This is a genomic window from Ruegeria sp. C9 (assembly GCF_056537585.1).
In genome coordinates this window covers 270,915-289,493 of the sequence record NZ_JBQFRU010000001.1, presented here as the reverse complement: position 1 = coordinate 289,493, position 18,579 = coordinate 270,915, and the positions used below count along the sequence as shown (strand labels likewise).

At 54.4% G+C, this 18,579-nt stretch carries 17 protein-coding genes; 11 read left to right on the top strand and 6 right to left on the bottom strand.

What is annotated here, in order from left to right:
* Positions 1-40 precede the first annotated feature (40 nt).
* The 5 genes from ACR0NE_RS01395 to ACR0NE_RS01375 all read left to right on the top strand — a co-directional run bounded on the left by ACR0NE_RS01395 (position 41) and on the right by ACR0NE_RS01375 (position 7,066).
* Complete coding sequence (locus ACR0NE_RS01395) at positions 41-1,621, top strand: ABC transporter substrate-binding protein (RefSeq protein WP_170393897.1); 1,581 nt, start codon at positions 41-43, stop codon at positions 1,619-1,621.
* A gap of 149 nt (positions 1,622-1,770) precedes the next feature.
* Positions 1,771-3,336, top strand: coding sequence for an ABC transporter substrate-binding protein (locus ACR0NE_RS01390; protein WP_170393895.1), 1,566 nt, complete (start codon positions 1,771-1,773; stop codon positions 3,334-3,336).
* An 88-nt stretch (positions 3,337-3,424) separates the two neighbouring features.
* Entirely contained in the window at positions 3,425-4,402 is a 978-nt protein-coding gene (locus tag ACR0NE_RS01385; protein WP_170393893.1) for an ABC transporter permease, read from the top strand.
* A complete protein-coding gene (locus tag ACR0NE_RS01380; RefSeq protein WP_170393891.1) occupies positions 4,399-5,349 on the top strand; it encodes an ABC transporter permease in 951 nt (316 codons plus the stop codon). The genes ACR0NE_RS01385 and ACR0NE_RS01380 overlap by 4 nt, the downstream gene beginning before the upstream one ends.
* 4 nt (positions 5,350-5,353) lie before the next feature.
* Complete coding sequence (locus tag ACR0NE_RS01375) at positions 5,354-7,066, top strand: ABC transporter ATP-binding protein (RefSeq protein ID WP_170596629.1); 1,713 nt, start codon at positions 5,354-5,356, stop codon at positions 7,064-7,066.
* 31 nt (positions 7,067-7,097) lie between these two features.
* On the opposite strand, the gene ACR0NE_RS01370 is transcribed toward ACR0NE_RS01375, so the two are convergent.
* Together ACR0NE_RS01370 and ACR0NE_RS01365 are read right to left on the bottom strand one after the other, a co-directional pair.
* The gene (locus ACR0NE_RS01370; protein ID WP_170562064.1) at positions 7,098-7,835 is read right to left on the bottom strand and encodes a creatininase family protein; all 738 of its coding nucleotides are present in this window, start codon (positions 7,833-7,835) and stop codon (positions 7,098-7,100) included.
* Positions 7,836-7,880: 45 nt separating this feature from the next.
* Positions 7,881-8,651: a transporter substrate-binding domain-containing protein gene (locus ACR0NE_RS01365; RefSeq protein ID WP_170393886.1), complete on the bottom strand. Its 771-nt coding sequence runs from the start codon at positions 8,649-8,651 to the stop codon at positions 7,881-7,883.
* Between the two features lie 120 nt (positions 8,652-8,771).
* Here ACR0NE_RS01365 and ACR0NE_RS01360 point away from each other — a divergent pair, with 120 nt between their 5' ends.
* The 5 genes from ACR0NE_RS01360 (at position 8,772) to ACR0NE_RS01340 (ending at position 13,275) form a co-directional block, all read left to right on the top strand.
* Positions 8,772-9,512 (top strand): amino acid ABC transporter ATP-binding protein, encoded by a 741-nt coding sequence (locus ACR0NE_RS01360; protein ID WP_170407352.1) that lies wholly within the window; start codon positions 8,772-8,774, stop codon positions 9,510-9,512.
* A gap of 10 nt (positions 9,513-9,522) precedes the next feature.
* Complete coding sequence (locus ACR0NE_RS01355) at positions 9,523-10,284, top strand: amino acid ABC transporter permease (protein ID WP_170407354.1); 762 nt, start codon at positions 9,523-9,525, stop codon at positions 10,282-10,284.
* Between the two features lie 11 nt (positions 10,285-10,295).
* The gene (locus ACR0NE_RS01350; RefSeq protein WP_170422754.1) at positions 10,296-10,631 is read left to right on the top strand and encodes a carboxymuconolactone decarboxylase family protein; all 336 of its coding nucleotides are present in this window, start codon (positions 10,296-10,298) and stop codon (positions 10,629-10,631) included.
* Between the two features lie 41 nt (positions 10,632-10,672).
* On the top strand, positions 10,673-12,121 hold the full coding sequence (gene phnY, locus ACR0NE_RS01345) for a phosphonoacetaldehyde dehydrogenase (protein ID WP_170596632.1): 1,449 nt from the start codon (positions 10,673-10,675) through the stop codon (positions 12,119-12,121).
* Between the two features lie 140 nt (positions 12,122-12,261).
* The gene (locus ACR0NE_RS01340; protein WP_170596634.1) at positions 12,262-13,275 is read left to right on the top strand and encodes an NAD-dependent epimerase/dehydratase family protein; all 1,014 of its coding nucleotides are present in this window, start codon (positions 12,262-12,264) and stop codon (positions 13,273-13,275) included.
* Between the two features lie 55 nt (positions 13,276-13,330).
* Here the strand turns inward: ACR0NE_RS01340 and ACR0NE_RS01335 are convergent, their stop codons facing one another.
* Genes ACR0NE_RS01335 through ACR0NE_RS01325 form a run of 3 tightly spaced genes read right to left on the bottom strand, consistent with a single transcriptional unit; the run spans position 13,331 to position 16,474 of the window.
* Positions 13,331-14,413 carry a DegT/DnrJ/EryC1/StrS aminotransferase family protein gene (locus ACR0NE_RS01335; RefSeq protein ID WP_170596636.1) on the bottom strand — a complete coding sequence of 361 codons (1,083 nt, stop codon included), beginning with the start codon at positions 14,411-14,413 and terminating at the stop codon, positions 13,331-13,333.
* 4 nt (positions 14,414-14,417) lie between these two features.
* The gene (locus tag ACR0NE_RS01330) at positions 14,418-15,524 is read right to left on the bottom strand and encodes a formyltransferase family protein (RefSeq protein WP_170596638.1); all 1,107 of its coding nucleotides are present in this window, start codon (positions 15,522-15,524) and stop codon (positions 14,418-14,420) included.
* A complete protein-coding gene (locus ACR0NE_RS01325) occupies positions 15,521-16,474 on the bottom strand; it encodes a Gfo/Idh/MocA family protein (protein ID WP_170562081.1) in 954 nt (317 codons plus the stop codon). The genes ACR0NE_RS01330 and ACR0NE_RS01325 overlap by 4 nt, the downstream gene beginning before the upstream one ends.
* A 163-nt stretch (positions 16,475-16,637) precedes the next feature.
* Here ACR0NE_RS01325 and ACR0NE_RS01320 point away from each other — a divergent pair, with 163 nt between their 5' ends.
* Positions 16,638-18,140 carry a glycosyltransferase gene (locus ACR0NE_RS01320; protein ID WP_170596640.1) on the top strand — a complete coding sequence of 501 codons (1,503 nt, stop codon included), beginning with the start codon at positions 16,638-16,640 and terminating at the stop codon, positions 18,138-18,140.
* Here the strand turns inward: ACR0NE_RS01320 and ACR0NE_RS01315 are convergent.
* Positions 18,137-18,439: a UDP-N-acetylglucosamine 2-epimerase gene (locus ACR0NE_RS01315; RefSeq protein WP_480459555.1), complete on the bottom strand. Its 303-nt coding sequence runs from the start codon at positions 18,437-18,439 to the stop codon at positions 18,137-18,139. The genes ACR0NE_RS01320 and ACR0NE_RS01315 overlap by 4 nt on opposite strands.
* Positions 18,440-18,579: the final 140 nt, after the last annotated feature.

Sequence of the window (18,579 nt, the reverse complement as noted above, 5' to 3'; positions counted from 1 at the left end):
TATGAAAATGCGGCCACAACAAAAAATGGGGAGACGACTTATGTCATTCAAAACTCTGATGCTTGCCGCCAGTGCAACGGCGATGATCGCGGCGGGCGCTTCGGCGGAGACGCTGCGATGGGCCCGTGCAGGTGATGCGCTGACGCTGGACCCGCATGCGCAAAACGAAGGCCCGACCTCGGCCATGGCGCACCAGATCATGGAAACGCTGGTGATGCGTGATCACTCAGGTGCACTGGTTCCATCGCTGGCGACCGAATGGGCACCATCGGAAGAAAATCCGAATGTCTGGGTGTTCAAACTGCGCGAGGGCGTTACCTTCCACGACGGTGCCGAGTTCGACAGCGAGGACGTCGTGTTTTCGCTGAACCGCGCGATGACGCCGGATTCGGATTACAAAGAACTGCTGGCGTCTGTGAAAGAGGTGCGTGCGCCCGACAAGTTCACGATCGAGATCGAAACTGACGGCCCGAACCCGATCATGCCCAACAACCTGACCAACATGTTCATGATGGACAAAGGTTGGGCCGAGGCAAACAACGCTGTCAAGGTTCAGGACTATGAGGGCGGCGAAGACACGTTTGCGGCCAAGAACGCCAATGGCACCGGTCCCTACAAGCTGGTCAGCCGCGAGCCGGACGTGAAAACCGTCCTGGCCGCCTATGACGGCTATTGGGGCAAGGATGAGTTCCCGCTGCAGGTAACCGAGATCATCTATACCCCGATCCAGAACGCCGCGACCCGTGTTGCCGCGCTGCTGTCGGGTGAGGTTGATTTCATTCAGGACGTGCCCGTACAGGACCTCGAGCGTGTAGCCGGAACCGATGGTCTGGACGTACGCACCGCGCCGCAGAACCGGGTGATTTTCTTTGGCATGAATATGGGCGATGCTGATCTGACCTCGGACAATGTGGATGGTAAGAACCCGCTGGCTGATGTCCGCGTTCGACAGGCGATGTCAAAGGCGATCAATCGTGATGCGATCAAACAGGTCGTGATGCGTGGTCAGTCTGCTCCTGCTGGCATGATCTCACCTCCGTTTGTGAATGGTTGGGATGCAGATATGGATGCGTCCTCGTCAACCGATATCGAAGGGGCCAAGGCGTTGATGGCCGAAGCAGGCTATCCTGATGGTTTCTCGCTGACCCTGAACTGCCCGAATGACCGCTACATCAATGATGAGGCGATCTGTCAGGCAGCGGTTGGAATGCTGGCCCAGATCGGCGTCACAGTTAACCTGGACGCCAAACCGAAAGCCCAGCATTTCCCGTTGATCAACAACCTAGAAACAGATTTCTACATGCTGGGCTGGGGTGTTCCGACTTATGACTCGGAGTACATCTTCAACTTCCTCGTCCATTCGAAGGGCGAAAAGTACGGCTCGTGGAATGGCACACGCTATTCCAACCCGGATCTGGATGCCAAAATCGTGGCCCTTGCCTCTGAAACTGATCTGCCCGCACGTGATCAGCAGATCGGTGATATCTGGCAGGTTGTTCAGGACGAACAGCTTTATATCCCGATCCACCATCAGGTGCTGAACTGGGGCATGAAATCGGGCGTGGGCACCATCGTCGAGCCGGAAGATTCACCGAAGATCAAGTACTTTGAGATGAACTAAACTATCCTTTGTGATGGTATGCAGGGCGCGGAAACGCGCCCTGTTCTTGTTTGCGCCGTCGGTAACGGACATGTGATCTCGGCGCAGGAACGGCTTTACGTGGCAGCGAAAAAGCTGGATTGTTTCAGCGCTAACAGGGAGATTTCGCCATGATCCTCAGAAACAGTGCAATCGGCCTGACCATGTTGCTTGCAAGCGCCGCGCAGGCGGCCGAATTCAAGTGGGCCTCGACCACCGATCCGCAGACGATGGACCCTCACGCGGTCAACTCGGCCCCAGTTCTCGGTTTCCTGAACAACGTCTACGAAGGGCTGGTCCGCCGCGGTAAGGATATGAGCGTTGAGCCCGCGTTGGCTGTCAGTTGGGAGCCGATCGGCGACGGCGAAGGATGGCGGTTCAATCTGCGTCAGGGCGTGACCTTTCACGACGGAAGCAGCTTTGACGCGCAAGATGTGCTGTTCAGCTACCAACGCGCCTCGGGTGAGGCGGCGGATACGCGCAGTTGGTTCGCTCCGGTCAGTGACGTCATTGTAGTTGATGACTACACCGTTGATATCATGACCACAGCACCTAACCCGCTGTTTCCGTCATCGATTGCCAACTGGATGATCATGGATCAAGACTGGACTGAGGCCAACGACGCCGTGGTCCCCGACAAAGAAACCGGAAACTACGCCACCATCAACGCCAACGGCACCGGCGCGTTCAAGGTGACCGAGCGCGAGCCGGGTCTTAAGACCGTGTTGGAACCTTATGAAGGCTGGTGGGGGGATGTTGAACACAACATCACCCGTGCAGAATTTAATCCGATCCAGAATCCTGCCACGGCCGTAGCGGCGCTGCTATCGGGCGATGTGGACATGATCAACCCGGTCCCCATTCAGGACGTCGCACGGCTGCAGCAGAACGCAGAGGTCGATGTCATCCAGGGCATTGAAGCGCGTGTGATCATGCTGGGCTTCGACCACGAGGCTGATACGCTGAAATACACAGACGATGCGGGCAAACCCAACCCGTTCCGTGACGCGCGCGTGCGGCAGGCAGTTGCGCAAGCGGTGAATGTCGACGCCATTCTGGCCACGATCATGCGCGGAAATGCCGAGCCCGCATCGCAGCTCGTCAGCCCAGCCATGAGCGGGTTTTCCGAAGCCAACGCCGGACGCCCCGCGTTTGATGTGGAGTCGGCAAAGGCGCTGCTGGCCGAGGCCGGATATGCAGATGGTTTCTCATTTGGCCTGAAATGCCCCAATGACCGCTACCTTAATGACGAGGCCGTCTGTCAGGCCGTCGTTGGTATGCTGGCTCAGATCGGGATCACCGCCGAGCTGGACGCGATGCCAGTGCGGAACTATTGGCCGGAACTGCGCGAAGATAATTACGACATGTACCTGCTGGGCTGGAGCCCCGGTACGTTCGACGCCGAGCATCCGGTCCGGTTCCTTGTCGCAACCCCGAACGAAGAGAAAAAGCTGGGTAGCTGGAACTTCGGCGGCTTCTCGAATGCACGTGTCGATGAGCTGTTGCCGATGATCCAGTCAGAACTGGATGAGGCCAAGCGTCAGGCGATGCTGGACGAGGTTACTCAAATCTATCAGGACGAACACGTTTATGTGCCGATGTATGTCCAGCCGCTGGTTTGGGGCACGCGCAGCAATGTCGAGGTCACGCAGCGTCCGGACAACTTCTTCCTGCTGCGTTGGGTGAATGTGAATTGATCGGCGGCAACGTCGCGTTGAGTTGACAGCACTCTCTTGACCATCTGGTCAAGGTCGGCCTAGAGAGACCGATCTACGAGGGAAACATATGTTCGCATATATCGTCAGACGGATGTTCCAGTCCGTCATAGTGCTGTTGGTCGTGGGGTTGGTCGCCTTTTCGATGTTCCGATTTGTTGGCGACCCGATCGACAACATGCTGGGTCAAGAGCGCACGCAGGCCGACATTGACCGCCTACGGACCGAGCTTGGGTTGGACCAACCTTTTGTGGTGCAATACGCCAAGTTCCTGCAAGGCGCCGTTCAGGGCAATTTCGGTGTGTCTTATCGCCAGGGGCGACCGGTCTCGACCATCCTGGTGGAGCGCGCTCCGGCGACGTTGGAATTGGCCTTTGTATCCGGCTTTCTTGCGATCACGATGGGCATTGCCCTCGGTGTCTTTACTGCAATCCGACGACAAGGGATCGCTGCCAATGTGATCATGACTGTTTCCTTGATCGGGGTTTCTCTGCCGACGTTCCTCATAGGTATCCTGCTGATCTATGTTTTCTCGGTTGAACTTGACCTACTGCCCAGTTTCGGGAGGGGCGAGACCGTTATGATTGGCAGTTGGTCCACCGGGTTTCTGACGACCTCGGGGCTCAAGGCGTTGATATTGCCTGCAATCACGCTGGGCCTCTATCAAATGACGCTGATCATGCGGCTTGTCCGGTCCGAGATGCTGGAGGTTCTGCGCGCTGACTATGTCCGCTTTGCCCGCGCCCGAGGGCTGTCGGACCGGGTGATCAATTTCCGCCACGCGCTGAAGAACACTCTTGTGCCGGTGATCACCATCACGGGCCTTCAGCTGGGGTCGATCATCGCTTTTGCCATCATCACCGAAACGGTGTTCCAATGGCCGGGCGTCGGCTTGCTGTTCATCAACGCGATCCAGTTCGTGGATATCCCCGTTATGGCTGCCTATCTGATGCTGATCTCAGTGATGTTCGTGACAATCAACCTGATTGTCGACCTTCTGTACTATGCCATTGACCCGCGCCTGCGTGTCGACGCGAGGGCCACATGACCGAAACGATGGAAACCCCGAAAGTCGCGCCTAAATCGCGAACGGCTAAATTCTGGGACAGCGATTTCGCCTGGTCTTTCCGGCACTCTCCGGTAGCCATGATCGCATCTTTGGTCGTGGTCATTCTGGTGCTGGCGGCGATCTTTGCCCCGCTGATCGCGCCATATAACCCGTTCGATCCAGCAACACTGAACCTGATGAACGGGTTCACACCGCCAGGTACGCCCAATGCGTTCACGCAAGAGACCTTTTTGCTAGGCACGGATGACCAAGGGCGCGATGTGTTCTCGACCATCCTCTACGGGTTGCGCATTTCATTGTTCGTAGGTGCCTCTGCTGTGCTTCTTGCCTTGATCATCGGCGTGATCCTCGGTCTGATCGCTGCGTATTTCGGAGGTTGGATCGAGACGCTGATCATGCGTATCGCAGACGTGCAACTGACGTTCCCGGCCATTCTGGTCGCAATGCTGATCTTTGGGATTGCCAAAGGAATCACTCCGCCGGAATACCGCGATGAGATGGCAATCTATGTTCTCATCATCGCAATTGCGTTGTCGGACTGGGTGCAGTTCGCACGCGTCGTCCGTGGTGCTGCTCTGGTTGAGAAAAACAAGGAATATGTACAAGCCGCGCGCCTGATCGGGCGTGGATCGTTCCCGATCATGTTCCGTCACATCCTACCCAATGTCCTTAGCCCTGTTCTTGTTATTGCTACCATCTCGCTGGCGCTGGCAATCATTGCTGAGGCCACATTGAGTTTTCTGGGTGTGGGCGCCCCCCCGACCCAGCCGTCGCTGGGAACACTAATCCGGATCGGGCAAGGTTTCCTGTTCTCGGGCGAATGGTGGATTTTATTCTTCCCGGCCTGCACGCTTCTGGCCCTCGCCCTGTCGGTCAACTTGTTGGGCGACTGGCTGCGCGACGCGCTGAACCCAAAACTGCGGTGATTTCATGAGCCTTCTGACCATCCAAGACCTCACCGTCGAATTCCCGACCCGCCGCCAGCTATTTACCGCAGTGGACCACGCCAGCCTTTCTGTAGAACCCGGCGAAATCCACGGGCTTGTGGGCGAATCCGGGGCAGGTAAATCCACCATCGGCGCTGCCGTGATGGGCCTTCTGGAACGCCCAGGTCGCATTGCCAGCGGCCAGATTAAGCTGGGCGGCGATAAGATCAGCGGCATCGATGCCGAGGCGATGCGCGGGCTGCGCGGCAAGAAGATCTCGATGATCTTTCAAGACCCGCTTACGTCGCTGAACCCGCTATTTACAGTGCGCGAGCAACTGGTCGAGACGATCCAGACTCATCTGGGTGGATCCGAGGCCGAAGCAAGCAAGCGCGCCCGTGATTTGATCGATCGCGTTGGCATCCCAGACCCGGATACTCGGCTGGATCAGTACCCGCACCAGTTCTCGGGCGGCATGCGGCAACGCGTGGTGATTGCTCTGGCACTTTGCACCGAACCGGATGTGATCATCGCCGATGAACCCACGACGGCTTTGGATGTTTCGGTTCAGGCCCAGATTCTGGACCTGATCAAGGAACTAGCACAAGAGCGTCAGGTGGGTGTCATCCTGATCACCCATGACATGGGCGTGATCGCCGATACAACTGACCGCGTGACCGTGATGTATGCGGGCAAGGTGGTTGAAAGCGGCACCACGGCACAGGTGATGGGCCAGCCGCAACACGAATACACCAAGTCCCTGATCGCCGCCGTACCACGCCCGACGCTGAAACTGCATCGCTTCCCTCAGATCAGCTATGGCGGGCGTGAAACGCGTTTCGCGATCGAGGATATGGCACGCCACTGGCCCAAGGTGGATAACGACGCCAGCAAACCGATCTTTGAAATCCGCAACCTGACGAAGAAATTCCTGCAAAAGCGTGGATTACTGCCTTGGGATCGTACCTACTTCACCGCTGTCGACAACGTCAGCTTTGACATTCGCGCAGGTGAGGTCTTTGGGGTTGTCGGTGAGTCTGGATCGGGCAAGTCCACCGTCGCGCGGATGATTGCGGGGCTCTATCCTGTGGATGGTGGTACCATCACCTTTGACGGGCAAATGGTAAGCGATCTGAGTAATCGTACGGTGCAGGAAGAGTACCGCAAAAACATCCAGATGATCTTTCAGGACCCCTACTCGTCTCTCAATCCGCGTATGCGGGTGGATGAAATTGTGGCGGAGCCGATCCGCCATCACCGCCTGATGGAAGGTGCCGACGTCAAGCGCCGCGTGGACGAATTGCTGGATCAAGTGGGTTTGGGGTCAGAGGCCGGGCTGAAATATCCGCATGAGTTCTCGGGCGGTCAGCGCCAGCGCATCTCGATCGCACGCGCACTGGCGACACAACCCCGGTTCCTGATCTGCGATGAGCCCACAAGCGCGCTCGACGTTTCGATCCAGGCGCAGATTTTGAACATCCTGAAAGACCTGCAAGAGCATCTGGGACTGACCATGCTGTTCATTAGCCACGACCTACCTGTGGTGCGCCAAATGTGTGACCGAGTTGCGGTCATGAAACAGGGACAAATCGTCGAGGTTCAGGACACCAGCGATCTGTTTGCCAGTCCGAATACCGAATACGCGCAAGAACTGTTGCGGTTGATGCCGAAACTCGATGACCTGTCGACTGACGGGCTTGGGGTCGAAGCAGAATAGGGCCGCGACACCCGTTGCAGGCGCTCCGTGACTAGAAGCCTTGTTCGAATGCCCGGAACTCGGCAGCGATAGCCGCAGCTGCTATCGCCAGCAGACGCTCGCCATCCTGAGGATTGGCCAAAGCTGAATGCGATCCAACGCGGCCATCCGGGAAGTCCGCGCGATGTTCGTCGGGTGGACCATGGCGATCCCCTGCGTGATCCCGGATGTATTCGGCGCTGAGTTTTTGGGGCGGCTCAGCGGCCTGATTGGCAGGCAATGGTCCAAGCAAAGACTGGGTTATGGCAATCTCCGAGGGGGTGGCGTGCATCCCTTCCCAATCACCATAGAGCTGCTGCCGCAAAACGTTCACAGCGTTCGGCTCCCACCAGCTACGGATCAGCAATTGACCACCAGCAATTTCGCTTTCGATCTGCCGAAGAGGCGCCAGATTGGCCCCGTGTCCGTTCACTATGAACACTCCAACGAAACCTTGCTGCAAAAGCCCCCGGATCACCTCATCTGCGATGGTGCGAAAGGTTTCGGCTGAAATAGACACCGTTCCGGGAAATCCCGCGTTGAAAGGCGCTGGCGTGTAGGCCAGCGCCGGAGCGACGATACCCTCGCATTGCATGGCGGCAGCGAGTGCGACAGCCTCGGCGCAAATCGTGTCGGTGCCAATGCGACCCATCGGGCCGTGCTGCTCGGTCGATCCAACCGGCAGCAACACGGCCGCACCGGCATTGATACGAGTGTCAACCTCGTACCATGTCATGTGCTCAAGTTTCATGACTTTGAAAACTCTCGCAGGCGCTCCAGTTACTAGGGCCTCTGATCAGAGGCCCCAGCGTTCCCGGTTTTCGTCAAAGAAGCCTTGGGCTTTTTTCACTTCAATCCAGTTGTTCACATAGTTGATCCAGACCTGATCGCTTTGCGGCAACAGCATCGCGATGGGAGAAGGAGAACGTGGACCGGCATTTTTGACGCGGACGACCGGGAATTTTGCTTCTAATGTTGAGCCCTCGATATTCGAGGTTATGAACACATCTGCACGACCGGCCAAGACCTCCTGAAAACCACGCGCGGGGGCTTCGACTACTTTGATATCCGCATCGGGGAACCATTCGCGCACGCGCTTTTCAAAGGTGGTGCCCAGAGTAGTAGCAACCTTCACGTCTGGCTTGTTGATCGAGTCGTAGCCATCAAATTTGTCGGCCTTTTCCTTGGTTGTGTAGGGAAACAACTCAACCGCGATGTAACTGTCGGAAAACCCTGCAACTTTCATGCGCGGAGGTGAGATAGAAGCCGAACCGGTGATGTGGTACTTCCCCGCTACCACACCATTGACCAATGTTTTCCAGTCGGTGGGCACATATTCGACCTCAACACCCAGATCAGCGGCCAGCGCGTTCATGATGTCGATATCATAGCCTTTATAGCTGTTAGTCGCCGGGTCGCGCAGTGACATCGGATTCCAGTCACCGGTTGTCCCCACTTTCAGCACGCCGTCATCCAAAATTTCATTCAGAGCCGACTGTGCTTGCGCAGCGCCGCTGATCACAAGACCGAGCGCAGCCGCAGCCGCGACTTTAACAAAACGTTTCATGTGGTTCTCCCGTTGGTGGCGTTAGTCTTTTATTACGACATTGCTTCTTGATTTAAGCGTAAAGAAAAAGATAACCTCAAGCAACTAATTAACTCATAGTAATCACAAGTGGGCCAGCAGATGCCAAACGCAGCGATCGAGCTTGTCGACGTAGACAAGTGGTTTGGCACATTTCACGTGCTCAAGAACATCAACCTGACAGTCAACAGTGGTGAAAAGGTTGTGATCTGCGGCCCATCCGGATCGGGTAAATCAACGGTCGTAAGATGCATCAATCAGCTTGAGAAACATCAAAAGGGCACCATCCGCATCGATGGGGTCGAACTGAACGATGATGCCAAATCTGCAGCCACCATCCGGTCAGAAGTTGGCATGGTGTTCCAGCAATTCAATCTGTTCCCGCATCTAACAGTGCTGGAAAACCTGACCCTTGGTCCGATCAAGGCCCGCGGGTTGAGCCGAAAAGAAGCCGAAGACAAAGCGCGCCACTACCTTGAGCGTGTTCATATACCCGATCAGGCCGACAAGCGCCCGATACAGCTTTCGGGTGGACAGCAGCAGCGGGTGGCAATTGCCCGTTCGCTTTGCATGGAGCCCAGGGTCCTTTTGTTCGACGAACCCACCTCGGCGCTCGACCCTGAGATGATCTCCGAGGTGCTCGACGTGATGGTCGAACTTGCCGAGGAAGGCATGACCATGGTTGTGGTGACCCATGAGATGGGATTTGCCCGAAAAGTGGCCGACAACATGGTGTTCATGGATGCAGGCGAGATTGTCGAACAAGGTAAGCCCGAGCATTTCTTCACCAATCCAAAGTCTGAGCGGTGTCAGAAATTCCTGAGCCAAATTCTACAGCATTGAGTTGGGTCCGATGAAAAAATCACTTCTCTTCCTTCCCCTTTTCTTGCTGATCACGGGCTGTTCGTCCTCACAGACCTGGGGTTGGTACGTCATTGACCCAACCACGGCTTCAGGCTGGACCAATGTAAAATTCCTGATTTCGGGCATGGGTGCGACCATTCAGATTTCGCTGATTGCGGCGATTTTGTCGATTGTCATTGGATTGCTGGTCGCCCTGCCGGGTCTGTCGGAAAAGCGCGGCTGGCGGCTGGTAAACCGGGTATATGTCGAATTTGTCCGCTCGATCCCTCTGTTGCCTATGCTGTTTTGGGTGTTCTACGGGTTGCCGATTGTCTTTCAGTCGATGGGTATGGACATCCCAATCGATCCCTTCTGGGGCGCAATTATCACCCTTGCGATATCGGACAGCGCCTTTACCGCCGAGATCTACCGTGCTGGTATACAATCTATCGCAAAAGGGCAAAGCGAGGCGGCGCAAACGATTGGCCTGAACTATTTTCAGACCATGCGCTATGTGATCCTGCCGCAAGCGATCCGGCGTATACTGCCACCGCTCGCCAACCAATTTATCTACATTGTGAAGATGAGCGCATTCGCCAGCGTCATCGGCATGCAAGAACTGACACGCCGTGCGAATGAGCTGGTAGTGACGGAATACCGCCCGCTTGAGATCTATACCTTGTTGATCTTCGAGTATCTGGTGCTGGTACTGATCATCAGCGCCGGTGTGCGTTGGCTCGAGCGCCGGATGGGTGCAGATGAGCGCGGATAAGGAGCAGAGAAATGGACTGGAAAGACTTCATGGCCGAGACCGAGGCCAATATTGGTGCATTCTCGAAAGAAGTGCCCGAAACCGTCCGTGGTTTTGGCATCATGGGTAAGGCCGCCAAAACAGATGGTGCGCTGAGTGAAAAGACAAAGGAATTCATGGCGTTGGGGATTGCCATCGCGACGCGCTGCGACAGCTGCATCGGTTTTCATGTCCGCTCATTGGTGCGGCTGGGTGCGACCCGCGAAGAGCTGTGCGAAGCGCTGGCTATGGCCACCTATATGGGCGGCGGCCCGTCTTACGCCTACAGCGCCAAGGCGTTGAAGGCGTTTGATGTGTTTTCAGAGTAATAGACCGGTAAGCGGTCCGATTTCATTGGATGGTTCTTGCCATGGCAGTCACCGAAATCCGTAATGAAGGGATGCGAATTGGTGGCGAGATCATCATTACCGCTGAGACCATCCCGGTTCACTACCCCTATACCAATGAGGTCGTGGGCCATGTGCCTGCAGGACAGGCTGAACACGCGCGCCGCGCCTTCGAAATTGCGACCAACTACAAGCCCGAACTGACCCGCTATGAACGCAGCCAAATCCTGCAACGGGCTGGAGAGCTGATTGGTGAACGTCGCGATTACCTCACCAAATGGCTGGTGCTTGAGCTTGGCATCTGCCATCAACACGCGATCTACGAGACCAAGCGCGCGCAGGATGTCTTTCAATTTGCGGCGGCCGAGGCACTGAAGGATGATGGCGAAATCTTTGCGTGCGATCTGACCCAAAACGGTAAAGCCCGCAAGATTTTCACGATGCGCGAGCCTGTGACCGCGATCAGCGCGATCACTCCATTCAACCATCCACTCAACATGGTCAGCCACAAGGTTGCTCCGTCGATCGCCACCAATAACTGCATGGTCTGCAAACCGACCGAGTTGACGCCTCTGACCTGCCTGACGCTGGCCGATATCCTTTATGAGGCAGGCCTGCCGCCTGAGATGTTTCAGGTGGTCACTGGCTGGCCACAGGACATTGGGAATGAGATGATCACCAATGAAAACATCGACATCATAACCTTCACCGGTAGTGTTCGCGTGGGCAAGATGATCGCAGAGAAGGCGGTTTACAAACGTCAGGCGCTGGAGTTGGGCGGTAATGATCCACTGATTGTTCTGAATGACCTCAACGATGCCGATCTAGACAGGGCCGCAACGATCGCCGTAGCCGGGGCCACCGGCAATTCGGGACAGCGCTGCACTGCGATCAAGCGAATTCTGGTGCAAGAGAGTGTCGCGGACACCTTTGTGCCTTTGGTGCTGGGGAAGGCCAAAAAGATCAGGTTCGGAGATCCGCAGGATCCTGAGACCGAGCTGGGTTGCGTGATCCACGAGGAAGCGGCCAAGCTTTTCGAAGATCGTGTTCACTTGGCCCAGAAAGCGGGAGCACAAGTCCTTTACCGCCCCGGACGTCAGGGCGCGCTGCTGCCGCCGATCGTGGTCGACAACGTTCCCCACGACTCCGCGTTAGTGATGGAGGAAACTTTCGGCCCAATTGTTCCCATCATTCGCGTGCCCGACGACGATGACGAGGTCATGCGAATCTCGAACTCTACTGTGTACGGCCTGTCGTCGGGGGTATGTACCAATGACCTGAACCGCGCAATTGCCTATATCAATGGGCTGAGCGTGGGCACCTGCAATATCTGGGAACAACCCGGATACCGTATCGAAATGTCCCCCTTTGGCGGCATCAAGGATTCGGGCAATGGTGTCAAAGAAGGGGTCATCGAGGCCATGAGGTTCTTTACGAATGTCAAAACCTACTCGCTTCCTTGGCCCGGTTGAAGGCTTGTTGAAGATTGCAATGCACACCACCAGTGATGCATGCTCGCTCAGCCAAGAAATGACCGCTTGAGCCCTTCGGCTCTTGGCGTCATATGTGCCTTCGAACGCACGCGCGATGCCCCGAAACAAGGAAATACCTCATGCAAAAGGTTCTGATCACAGGTACTGCCGGATTTATCGGGTTCCATCTTGCCAAACTTTTGCTTGAGAACGGTTGCCGGGTTCATGGCTTTGACGGGTTGACTGATTATTACGATGTCCGCCTCAAACAGAGCCGACATGCGCTGTTGCTGGAGAACCCAAATTTTTCGTGCGATGAAGGGATGCTGGAAGATACCGCCAAGTTCGACCAGATCGCTGATGCTTTTGAACCGGACGTGATCATCCACCTCGCGGCGCAAGCTGGCGTCCGATATAGCCTGGAAAACCCACGCGCCTATGTCGAAAGCAATGTTGTCGGGACGTTCAACGTGATGGAAGCTGCGCGGCGGCACAAAGTGCGGCATCTGCTGATGGCTTCGACTTCGTCGATCTACGGGGCAAATCCTGACATGCCCTTCGACGAGTGCGAAAAAGCAGATCATCAACTCACTATGTACGCAGCCACCAAAAAGGCAAATGAAGCGATGGGGCATTCCTATGCCCATCTTTGGGATATTCCGACGACAATGTTCCGCTTCTTCACAGTCTACGGTCCTTGGGGGCGCCCGGACCTTGCGTTCTTCAAATTCACGGACGCTATCCTCAACGACCGCCCGATAGACATCTACAACCACGGCGACATGTATCGTGATTTCACCTATGTGGATGACCTGGTGCGCGCAATCTCTCTGCTGATCGACGTTGTGCCTGTTCGCCCCAAAGCCCCCGAAGACATCGCCGAAGGTGACAGCCTGAGCCCGGTCGCTCCCTATCGCATAGTGAACATTGGAAATTCAGACAAAGTGCGTTTGTTGGATTTCATCGACGCCATCGAAGAAAGCCTCGGCAAACCCGCGATCCGAAACTATATGGAGATGCAGTTGGGCGATGTGCCTGCAACTTGGGCCAATGCCGATCTGCTGCACCGCCTGACCGGTTATCGCCCAAAAACCGAAATCAAGGACGGCATTCAGGCCTTCGTGGACTGGTATCGCGTATATTACGGTAAATAGAACCTGCCTAAACCTGAATTCGCCGGCCACAGCACCGATTAAACCGTCAGCGCGATCAGATCGCTTTTTTCAGTGCCTCGATTATCTGCTCTTGCGAATTCTCCTGCAGATACGGGTGCATCGGCAGGCTAATCACTGTTGCGGCGGCCTGATCGCCAACAGGCAAATCGGCATTTGGGTCAGAAACAGCTGGTTGCTTGTTCAACGGCAGTGGATAATGCACAGCGGTCGGAACCCCGGCGTCTTTGAGCTTAGCTTGCACATCCTCACGATTGTCCACGCGTATCGTGTACTGCGCCCAGGCGCTGGTCGCCCCCTCCATCAGCGTCGGAGCGGCGATATTGGTTTCCTTCAGTAGCACTTTGTAACGGTCCGCGACGGTGTCTCGCAGGACCAGTTCATCCTCGAAAATATCCAGCTTGCACAGCAGGATCGCAGCCTGCAATGTGTCCAGACGGCTGTTAACGCCAACCCTGATATGGTGATAACGCCGGTCCTGCCCGTGCCGGGCTATCTGGCGAAGAATGATGCTCAGATCATCGTCCGAGGTGAAGATAGCACCACCATCGCCGTAGCAGCCAAGGGGTTTCGATGGGAAAAAGCTGGTGCAGGAAATCGTTGACAGGTTTCCTGACCGTTTGCCACGCAAAGATCCGCCAAAACTCTGAGCAGCATCCTCGATGACAGGTAAGCCGTTTGCCACAGCTACCTCGTTAATTCGTTCGAAATCAGCAGGTTGGCCATACAGCGACACCGGTATAATTGCCTTTGTCCGGGGTGTGATCGCAGCGTCAAGCTTGTTGGGATCAAGGTTATAACTAGTCTGGTCGATATCGACATAAACCGGCTTTGCGCCCAGCAATCTGACGGCTTCAGCCGTGGCGATATATGAAAATCCGGGCGTGATGACCTCATCCCCCGGCCCGACTTCAAGCGCCATCAAGGCAATTTGCAATGCATCCGTTCCATTCGCGCAGGTGATGCAATGTTTAGCTCCCGTAAAGGCAGTCAGCCGTGCCTCTAGTTCAGCCACTTCTGGGCCAAGAATGTACTTTCCATGCGCCAACACATTGGCAATGCCAGCATCAAGCTGATCCTTGATACGTTTCTGTTGTTCCGCCAGGTCAATAAATTGCATTGATCTAATGACGCCCTATCTTCTCTTGAAAATATCGTTCTAGGTGCTCTGCCTTTGCATCCTTTACATAATCCATAAGTGCTCGGCCATGCATATCTGTTCGCAAAGGATCTGCTCCACTTGCCAACAACGTATCCAAAAGTTCAAAACTTGCATTTGGATGAGCCATAAGCGCGGTTTTTGCATACATTAGAACAGTAGTGCCGTTTCTTCCGGTCGCGTTCGGATTTGCCCTGTGCTCTAGCAGGTAGTTTGTCAATTCAAGGCGCTGATTGAAGGCAGCCATGATCAGTGGCGTCCACCCTTTTTCAGTGCGCTCTTCCAGAAGATCAGGGTGGATTTCAAGTATCTTCGAAACAGCCTGTACGTCACCCTGGTTGCACGCCACCTTCATGCTTTCAAATGCCTGCGTACGGACCCTAGTTGCACGCCAAGCTGGGAAGTTAAGTAAGGTTTCCCATTTTTTGGAGGGTGCCATGGGCTCATTTTTAGTGGGCCTATGAAGCGCAGTTGGCGACAGCTCCGATTTGGTCCAGCAATCCAAGAATTGTCTTAGCGCTGTGATTTGCAGTCGATAGGTGTTTTCCTGAACTATTTCAGGAGTATCCGTCGCGCTGATTTGAGTAGCGTCAAATGCCAGATGTTGCCCCGCGTCAACCCTGGGGTCGATCAGGTGAGTCGTAACCCCGGCATCGACTCCATTTTTGAGAGTATAGAAAAATGCATCCAGGCCGGATGTCTCGGGAATCTTTCCAGGATGAAAGTTCACAATACCCTGCTTGAAGGCTTCGATAACTGGTCGTTTGAGGATTCGCGCGCCGGATATGATACCTAGCTCCAAACCATGCTCATCAACCAGATTAATGATGCCGTCGATATCACTATGCGGCATTTCAACGAAAGAAAAACCTAAGCGCTCGCAGAGTTCCTTTGTATCAAGCGGTGGTACTGCCCTGAGCGTATGTGGGAAGTAAACTGTGCGATCCATTGATGGCAGCTTTTGAAAAGGTGCACCGATTACGGTCACCTCTCGTTGACCCATCAGCGCTAGCTCTACGAGAAAATCATGAGATTTTCGATGAGGAAACGCGTAGGCGAACACTGCAATCATTGATCAGTGCCGGAATTCAACTTGGGGTGCTGCTCGCCCTTGCGAGCTTCGATTGGTGCATTGCGGATATAGTTGACCATACCAATCGCTGGTCGATTTTCGTTAAGCCCAAACCCGTTCCCTTTCAAAATCTCTTCGTAGCTTCGCGTATGCAAATCAGCGAAACCACCAGAAAACTCGACCTCTTCTTCATTGATCGTGATCGACCGATAGGTTCTGGCTCCAGCTTCCCGCGCATCTGCCGGAACGTCGTTAATATCCAACGACAAAAACCAACGGCACCGGGCATGTTCGAACTCCAGATAACCCGCAGCCTTTGTCGGGGCATTGAGATGGACGTGGTTTGCCTGAAGGTCTCCGAAGAGAAAATGCAACATGTCAAAGAAATGTACGCCGATGTTGGTGGCAATACCACCAGATTTGCGGACATCCCCCTTCCAGCTCTCCAGATACCAACGTCCACGGGACGTGATGTAAGTCAGATCGACCTCGTACTTGGTATCTTTGGGGCTGTTTCGAATCTTGTCCCTCAGAGCAATGATCGATGGATGTACGCGCAACTGCAGGATCGTGTTTACGGTCTGTCCGGTCGCCTGCTCGATCGCTTCCAGACCATCGATATCCTCGGGGTTCAACACCAGCGGCTTCTCGCAAATCGCATCAGCGCCTGAACGAAGGGCAAACCGCATGTGGCTGTCATGGAGATAATTCGGCGAGCAGATCGAAACATAATCAACTTTGCCCGTTTCGCTGCGACGTAACATGTCAACGTAGCGATCAAAACGCTCAAACTCTGTGAAAAAATGTGCATCGGGGAAGTGGCTATCGATAATCCCAACGGAGTCGCTTGTGTCCAGAGCAGCCAACAAAGTGTTTCCGGTATCCGTTATCGCCTTCATGTGGCGCGGCGCGATGTATCCTGCGGTTCCTATCAGTGCGAAGTTGCTCATTCGGTGCGTCCCAAGTGCTCAAATTGTGCTACAGCGCTTCCAAGAATTTCTTTGGGAAGTCAATAGAGGCAGGCATTTCAAGCATCACCAATCGCGCTGGAAACCCCGATCAACCTCTGTTAGAGCAGTTCGGAATTGTCAGAGCTAGATTGATCTTCGACCGATGTCAGACACCCGTGCCAAATCTCAAAAAACCGTATTCTGTCTTACCTACCACGAAATTACGGCGGATGCGCGCGTTCTCAAAGAAGCGCGCGCGCTTCAAGCAGCGGGCCACAATGTCCACATTTTCTGCGACTGGCCTGGAGGCTCGCCGCAAGAAGAGGTCATTGATGGCATTCAGATCACTCGATTCAACTGGCAGTCTTCTGAGAACATCACTGAAAAATTGCTTGAACGTTTCTCGTTTATGGAGCGAACGTCCGCTCAAGTCGAGCAACGTGTCTTACCGTATGTCGAATCCGCTATTCAGCTAAATTCTTTAAAAACCTGGTTGAAGACTTTCCTCACGGACGAAGCCGTCCAAAAGCTTGACCCGATGTACTACAAAAACTTCGGTGGTGATGAAAGGCGGGCTAGAAAACTCGTACACAAGCGGCTGCTTTGGAAAACACGGCTTGGACTTGGATTCGGAAAGGGCCCGAAAAACCTCAAGTCATTTATGTTGATGGCCCGAAAAGTCAGAGAGAATTTCTTTAAACTCTATCAGTTGGAATCATTGATTTACGCAGAAAACCTTTGCCACCTTAAATTTGATGATACCCCGGACGTCATTCACGCTCATGACATCTATTGTCTCCCGGCGGGCGTTGTGCTTGCAAAACAGTTTGGGGCGAAGCTTGTATATGACGCACATGAATATGAACCAGCGCGGGCGACGAAGAATCCAACTGATGGATCGAACTTCGCCGAAAGCCTAGAAGACGATTGCCTCCCCTTCGTCGATCATATGATCACCGTATCGTCGTCCATCGCAGATTTGTATGCCAAACGCTTCAAAGATAGTCCGACACTTATCCTCAATGCTCCAGAGATAGATGTCGATTACATGGAGAGTCGTAATAAACAGGAGTTGGATCAGCTTTCAATCCGTGCTCAGGCAAACGTTGCTGACGGGTCGCCCTTGATTATTTTTACTGGCGGCATTCAAACGTCGCATCGTGGGCTAGATAAAGTCCTTGAGGCTCTGGTTCAACTTCCTGAGGTCAAGTTAGCTACGATGGGGCCACGAAACCATAGAAACGACAAGTGGTTCATGAGTGTCGCTCATGACTTAGGAGTGGATGATCGCGTTACCTTGCTTCCACCAGTGGCTGCTCCAGATGTACCCATAGCGATTAGTACCGCAGATGTTGCCGTCATTCCGATTCAAGATGCGTCATTAAGCTATCGGTTTGCAATGCCCAATAAGCTGTTCGAAGCCGCGTTCGCAGGATTGCCGATCTGTGTCTCCGATCTTCCCGACATGCGCCGTTTTACAGAGTCGCTCGGTTTGGGGCGAGCAATGGATGAAACCGACCCCCAGAGCATTGCTGAAGCTATTCGGGATGTCCTGGATCATCCCGAACGCTTTACGTTGAGCGCCGACAACAGAATGAAGCTTTGGGAGTCCTACAGCTGGCCCGCGCAAGCCAAGAAGTTGGCGGCGCTCTATGACGGTATTTAAGCTCGCGTGGCCAATATCTGTGCGATTTGTTGTGATGCGGTTCCATCACCATAGATTTCCACCTGATTTCCGGTAATCCCTATCGTACTGACGGTCCCACCTTCGATATTCCCTTCTATGGGCGAATCGATACGATTCCAGCCGCTTTCATCAAGCTCAATCGACCCTGTTTCCGTTCTAATAGTGACGCAGGGGACGCCGTAGAGATACGCCTCTTTCTGCATTCCGCAAGAGCCCGTAGAAACCAGCACCGCATTGCTTTCTAGAGCGACCATATCCAAGTACCCGACTGGGTTTATCGTTTAGACATGTTCGAATTTACGACCGATTCCATTTATCCTTGCGGCAGTATGTTGATGAAATGGCAAGACAACCGGATTTTGTTTCGCAACCGCCTCCAGACCATCCACAATGCTTGTCAACGTTTCTAGCGAACCCG